Here is a 6,120-nt window from a genome sequence, read left to right on the forward strand (position 1 = left end):
CGAGCCGGGCGCCTTCGGATCAGGAGAGGTCGAACCGGTCCAGGTTCATGACCTTGTCCCACGCCGCGACGAAGTCGCGCACGAACTTCTCCTTCGCGTCATCGCTGGCGTAGACCTCCGCGACCGCGCGCAGCTCGGAGTTCGAGCCGAACACGAGGTCGGCGCGGCTGCCGGTCCACCGGACCTCACCGGAGTCGTCCCGGGCCTCGAAGGACTGGGAGTCCTCGGACGCCGGCTTCCACGCGGTGCCCAGGTCGAGCAGGTTCACGAAGAAGTCGTTGGTCAGCACGCCCGGGGTGTCGGTGAGGACACCGAGGTCCGACGAGTCGTAGTTCGCACCGAGGACGCGAAGACCACCGACCAGGACCGTCGTCTCCGGGGCGCTCAGCGTGAGCAGGTTCGCCTTGTCGAGCAGCAGGTACTCGGCAGGCAGCCGGTTGCCCTTGCCGACGTAGTTGCGGAAGCCGTCCGCGGCCGGTTCGAGCGCCTGGAAGGACTCGGCGTCGGTGTGCTCCGGCGACGCGTCGACCCGGCCCGGGGTGAACGGGACCTCGACGTCGTGACCGGCGGCCTTGGCCGCCTGCTCGACGGCCGCGACACCGCCGAGCACGATCAGGTCGGCCAGCGAGACCTTCTTACCGCCGCTCTGGGCGGAGTTGAAGGACTCCTGGACGCCCTCCAGCGCGGTCAGCACGGTCGCGAGCTGGCCGGGGTTGTTGACCTCCCAGCTCCGCTGCGGCTCCAGCCGGATCCTGGCGCCGTTGGCGCCACCGCGCTTGTCGCTGCCGCGGAACGTCGAGGCCGACGCCCACGCGGTGGTGACCAGCTGCGAGACGGTCAGACCCGAGTCGAGGATCTTCGCCTTCAGCTCGGCGACGTCCTCGGCACCGATCAGCTCGTGGTCGACCGCCGGGAGCGGGTCCTGCCACAGCAGCGTCTCCTCGGGCACCTCCGGGCCGAGGTAGAGCGACTTCGGGCCCAGGTCGCGGTGGGTCAGCTTGTACCAGGCCCTGGCGAACGCGTCCGCGAACTCGTCGGGGTTCTCCATGAACCGCCGCGCGATCGGCTCGTAGACCGGGTCGTAGCGCAGCGCCAGGTCGGTGGTCAGCATGTTCGGCGCGATCCGCTGCGACGAGTCGTGCGCGTGCGGCACCGTGCCCTCGCCCGCGCCGCCCTTGGGCTTCCACTGCTTGGCGCCCGCCGGGCTCTCGGTCAGCTCCCACTCGAAGCTGAACAGGTTCCAGAGGAAGTTGGTGGTCCACTTCGTCGGCGTCGAGGTCCAGGTGACCTCCAGGCCGCTGGTGATGGTGTCCGCGCCCTTGCCGGTGCCGAAGGAGTTCCTCCAGCCCAGGCCCTGCTCCTCCAGCGGCGCGCCCTCGGGGTCGGCTTCGAGGTGGCTGTCGGGCGCCGCACCGTGGGTCTTGCCGAAGGTGTGGCCACCGGCGATCAGCGCGACGGTCTCCTCGTCGTTCATCGCCATCCGGCGGAAGGTCTCCCGGATGTCGCGGGCCGCGGCCAGCGGGTCCGGGTTTCCGTTCGGGCCCTCCGGGTTGACGTAGATCAGGCCCATCTGGACCGCGGCCAGCGGGTTCTCCAGCTCCCGGTCACCGCTGTAGCGCTCGTCGGCGAGCCAGGTGGTCTCCGGGCCCCAGTACACGTCCTCGTCGGGCTCCCAGACGTCCGCGCGGCCACCGGCGTAGCCGAAGGTCTTGGCTCCCATCGACTCCAGAGCGACGTTGCCCGCCAGGATCAGCAGGTCGGCCCAGGAGATCTTGCGGCCGTACTTCTTCTTGACCGGCCACAGCAGCCTGCGGGCCTTGTCCAGGTTGACGTTGTCCGGCCAGCTGTTCAGCGGCGCGAAGCGCTGCTGGCCGGCACCGGCACCACCGCGGCCGTCGCTGATGCGGTACGTGCCCGCGCTGTGCCAGGCCATGCGGATGATCAGCGGACCGTAGTGGCCGAAGTCGGCGGGCCACCAGTCCTGCGAAGTGGTCAGCACCTCCTCGATGTCCCGCTTGACGGCGGGCAGGTCGAGGGTCCTGAACTCCGCGGCGTAGTCGAAGTCCTCACCGAGCGGGTTGGCCACCGCCGGGTTCTTGGCGAGGATCTTGAGGTTGAGCTGGTTCGGCCACCACTGGCGGTTTCCCCCGCCCTCGGTCGGGTGCGGGGCGCGCTCGTGCGCGACCGGGCACTGGCCCCCGCTCGTCACCTTGCTCTCCCCATTAACGGCGTCAGGGCTGTCAGTCACGGGCATCCTTTCAGGATCAGCGGTGTTCTGTTCGCTGCACGGGAGATGTTGCCACCCGCGAGCCGGTTGGTGGACCCTGGGCCGCGCCAACGGAAATCGGCTGTTCCGGCGGGTCCGGTGTCCGTCCTCACCCCAGCAGCTCCGGGTAGAGAGGACAACTGTCGGCAAGATCTGAGACGCGGTCGGCGAGGGCTTCGAGGCCCACTTCGGGGGTTTCGGGCCGCAGCGCCAGCGCGATGATGTCGGCGACCTCCAGGAACTCCTCGTCGCCGAAGCCGCGCGCGGCCAGCGCCGGGGTGCCGATGCGGATTCCCGAGGAGACCATCGGCGGGCGCGGGTCGAACGGGACCGCGTTACGGTTGACGGTGATGCCGACCCGGTGCAGCCGGTCCTCGGCCTGCTTGCCGTCGAGCTCGGAGTCGCGCAGGTCCACCAGCACGAGGTGGACGTCGGTGCCGCCGGAGACCACGCCGACGTTCTGCTCCAGCAGCAGGCGGTCGGCGAGGATCCGCGCACCGGCCAGCGTCCGCTCCTGCCGATCGCGGAAGGCCGCTTCCCCGGCGAGCTTGAACGCCACCGCCTTGCCGGCGATCACGTGCTCCAGCGGGCCGCCCTGCAGGCCGGGGAAGACGCTGGAGTTGAGCTTCTTGGCCAGGTCTGCCTGGGCGAGCACGACCCCGCCGCGCGGGCCGCCGAGCGTCTTGTGCGTGGTCGAGGTGACCACGTGCGCGTGCGGCACCGGGGACGGGTGCAGCCCGGCGGCCACCAGCCCGGCGAAGTGCGCCATGTCGACCATCAGGTAGGCGCCGACCTCGTCGGCGATCCGGCGGAACTCGGCGAAGTCCAGGTGCCGCGGGTAGGCCGACCAGCCCGCGATGATCAGCTTCGGCCGCTTCTCCCTGGCCAGCCGCTCCACCTCGGCCATGTCGACGAGGTGGTCGTCCTCGCGCACGTGGTAGGCCACGGCGTCGAAGTACTTCCCGGAGAAGGTCAGGCGCATGCCGTGCGTCAGGTGCCCGCCGTGCGCGAGGTCCAGGCCGAGGAAGGTGTCGCCCGGGTCCAGCAGCGCCGACATGACCGCCGAGTTCGCCTGCGCACCGGAGTGCGGCTGCACGTTCGCGTAGTCGGCCCCGAACAGCGCCTTGACCCGGTCGATCGCCAGCTGCTCGATCTCGTCGACGTTCTCGCAGCCGCCGTAGTAGCGTCGGCCCGGGTACCCCTCGGCGTACTTGTTGGTCAGCACCGAACCCTGGGCCTGCATCACGCTCAGCGGCGCGAAGTTCTCGCTCGCGATCATCTCCAGGGTGCCGCGCTGCCGGGCCAGTTCCCGGTTGACGGCTGTGTGGACCTCCGGGTCCGCCTCCGCCAGCGGCAGGTTGAGCACGCTCTCGGCGCTCGGCGCCCCTTGACGATCAACCGTTACGGACATGCGGCCGACCTCCAGATGTATCTGTAACCGATAACTGATATATCAATCAGATGTCAATCTAGAGTGCCCTGTGAGTCGGGTCAACAGCCGACGGGCAAGTTTTCGCAGATCCGCGCGCCCGCCGCCGCCGGAACCCTTGACCGCACGGTGAGACATCTCCTAGGTTGCCTGACACATCAGAGATATATCAGTCGTATGAATCACCGAGAGGGATCATGAAACGACTCGGATGCAATGGAGCGGCGCAGTGAGCGGGGCGGCGGAAGAGCCCCGGCCCGAGCCCGTGGCCATCGAGGACGAACAGACGATCCGGCGTGCGACGACTGCCGCGACCCTGGGCAACGTCGCCGAGTGGTACGACTTCGGCATTTACTCCTATCTGGCGGCCATCGCCCTGGACCGGGTGTTCTTCCCGCAGGCCGGGGAATGGGCGACGGTGTTCACGCTGGCCACGTTCGCCGCGGCGTTCGTGGTCCGCCCGCTCGGCGGACTGGTCCTGGGACCGCTGGGCGACCGCATCGGCCGCACCAAGGTTCTTTCCGCCACAGTACTGCTGATGGCGGTCGCGACGGCCCTGCTCGGGCTTGTACCCAGCTACGACTCGATCGGCCTGGCGGCCCCGTTGATCGTGCTGTTCATCCGGCTGCTGCAAGGCTTTTCCGCGGGCGGCGAGTACACCGGGGCGCTGACCCTGGTCGCCGAGTACGCCCCGGACCGGCGGCGCGGTTTCTTCGGGAGCTGGCTGGAGTTCGGCACGCTCGTCGGTTACACGCTCGGTGCGGGCGTGTGCGCGCTCCTGGTGGGTTTGCTGCCGCAGGACGACCTGCTGTCCTGGGGATGGCGGCTGCCGTTCATGCTCGCCCTGCCGATCGGCGTCACCGGGATCTACCTCCGGATGCGCCTGGAGGAGACGCCCGCGTTCCGGCAGCTGATGGACCGTTCGCCCGCCATGTCCACCATGTCGCTGTACCGCGTGTTCCAGATCCTGGTGACGCACTGCCGCTCGGCGGCGCTGATCGCCGGTGGACTGGTGGTGGCCTGGAACGTCACCAACTACGTGCTGACGAACTACGTGCCGACCTACCTGACGGGCACCCTGCCCGACCACGGCCGGAGCGGAACCAGCGAGGCGTTGTCGACCTCGCTGCAGGTCGTGGTCATGCTGGCGATGCTGTGCGTCATCATCTTCGTGGGCAGGCTCAGCGACCGGATCGGGCGGAAACCGATCCTGCTCACCGGCAGCGCCGCGCTCATCGTGCTCGGCCTGCCCGCGGTGTGGCTGCTGCAAGCGGGACTGGCAGGCCAGGTCCTGGGCTTGCTGATCATGGGCTTCGCCCTGCTCTGCTTCGCGGCGGTGACCCCGTCGACGCTGCCCGCGCTGTTCCCCACGTTCGTCCGGTACGGCAGCCTCGCGATCATCTTCAACGTGTTCGTGTCGGCGTTCGCGGGCACCGCGCCCACGGTCATCGGCCTCGCGGTGACCACAACCGGCAACCTCGACTGGCCGGGCTACTACCTGATCGGCGCGGGCGTGGTCGGGCTCGTGAGCACCCTGTTCCTCAAGGAACCGGCCGGACGGCCCCTGGAGGGAGCGGCACCGCTCACCTCGAGCGCGGACCTGCCCGCACCGAAGCTCTCCGAGGACGGCGTACCGCTGGAGAACCCGCAGGTGCGTCGGCAGGGCTGACCGCCTCCGGTCAGCCGGTTGCCAGGGTGATGCGGGCGCCGTGCGGTAGTTCGTGGATCTGCTGGGCAAGCGGCTCTCGGATGCGCATGCATTGACTGCATACGTCCCCGGGTGAACCGCGGAGGCGGGAGCTGCCAAGATCGTGACCATGGGCGTGGTGCGCAATGCGTTGGTGGGTCTCGGATTGCTGGCGGCCTGGGCCGAGGTCGTGCACTGGCGCGCGTCTCGCGCTCTGGTCAACGCTCCCGCACCTGGTCGTTCCGAGGCGGTGGTCGTGCTCGGGTGCCGGAACAAGAGCAGCACGAGGGCGAACGCGCTGAACCGGTGGCGGGTGCGAGCGGCGCTGCGGTCCATCGACCACACGTCGCCCGACTCCGTCCTCGTCTGCTCCGGCGGCGTGACCAGCGACTCCAGCCCGGTCTCCGAGGCCGCCCTGCTGGCGCGCTACGCGGTCGACGAACTTGGCTTCACCGGGCCGGTACTGCTGGAAGAGCGGTCACGGAGCACTTGGGAGAACATCCAGAACGTGATCCCGCTGATCGACGGCCGGGACCGGATCAAGATCGTCTCCAACTCGCTGCACGCGCAGAAGGCCCGCATCTACCTGCACCGCCAGCACCCCGACCTCGCCAACCGCCTGGTGCGCGCGGCCGACTACCGGTTCGGGGAAGCATGGCCGTTGAAGCCCTTGTTCGCCGTCCACGGCCTGCGGATTCTGGCTCGCACCAGACGAAACACCGGTCAGCTGCCAACTTC

General features: G+C 69.2%; 4 protein-coding genes. 2 read left to right on the forward strand and 2 right to left on the reverse strand.

All coding sequences use genetic code 11. From position 1 onward, the window contains the following. Positions 1 to 19: 19 nt before the first annotated feature. Positions 20 to 2,248 carry a catalase/peroxidase HPI gene (katG, locus tag ABD691_RS18015; RefSeq protein WP_344681120.1) on the reverse strand — a complete coding sequence of 743 codons (2,229 nt, stop codon included), beginning with the start codon at positions 2,246 to 2,248 and terminating at the stop codon, positions 20 to 22. A 127-nt stretch (positions 2,249 to 2,375) separates the two neighbouring features. Next, positions 2,376 to 3,677 (reverse strand): serine hydroxymethyltransferase, encoded by a 1,302-nt coding sequence (locus tag ABD691_RS18020; protein ID WP_344681122.1) that lies wholly within the window; start codon positions 3,675 to 3,677, stop codon positions 2,376 to 2,378. Between the two features lie 247 nt (positions 3,678 to 3,924). Here ABD691_RS18020 and ABD691_RS18025 point away from each other — a divergent pair, with 247 nt between their 5' ends. Both ABD691_RS18025 and ABD691_RS18030 read left to right on the forward strand, forming a co-directional pair. Further along, entirely contained in the window at positions 3,925 to 5,364 is a 1,440-nt protein-coding gene (locus ABD691_RS18025; RefSeq protein WP_344681124.1) for an MFS transporter, read from the forward strand. A gap of 157 nt (positions 5,365 to 5,521) precedes the next feature. Then, the coding region (locus ABD691_RS18030) for a YdcF family protein (RefSeq protein ID WP_344681126.1) at positions 5,522 to 6,120 on the forward strand (599 nt) is incomplete at its 3' end.

The sequence above is a fragment of the Saccharopolyspora taberi genome, assembly GCF_039534165.1.
Taxonomy (GTDB): domain Bacteria; phylum Actinomycetota; class Actinomycetes; order Mycobacteriales; family Pseudonocardiaceae; genus Saccharopolyspora_D; species Saccharopolyspora_D taberi.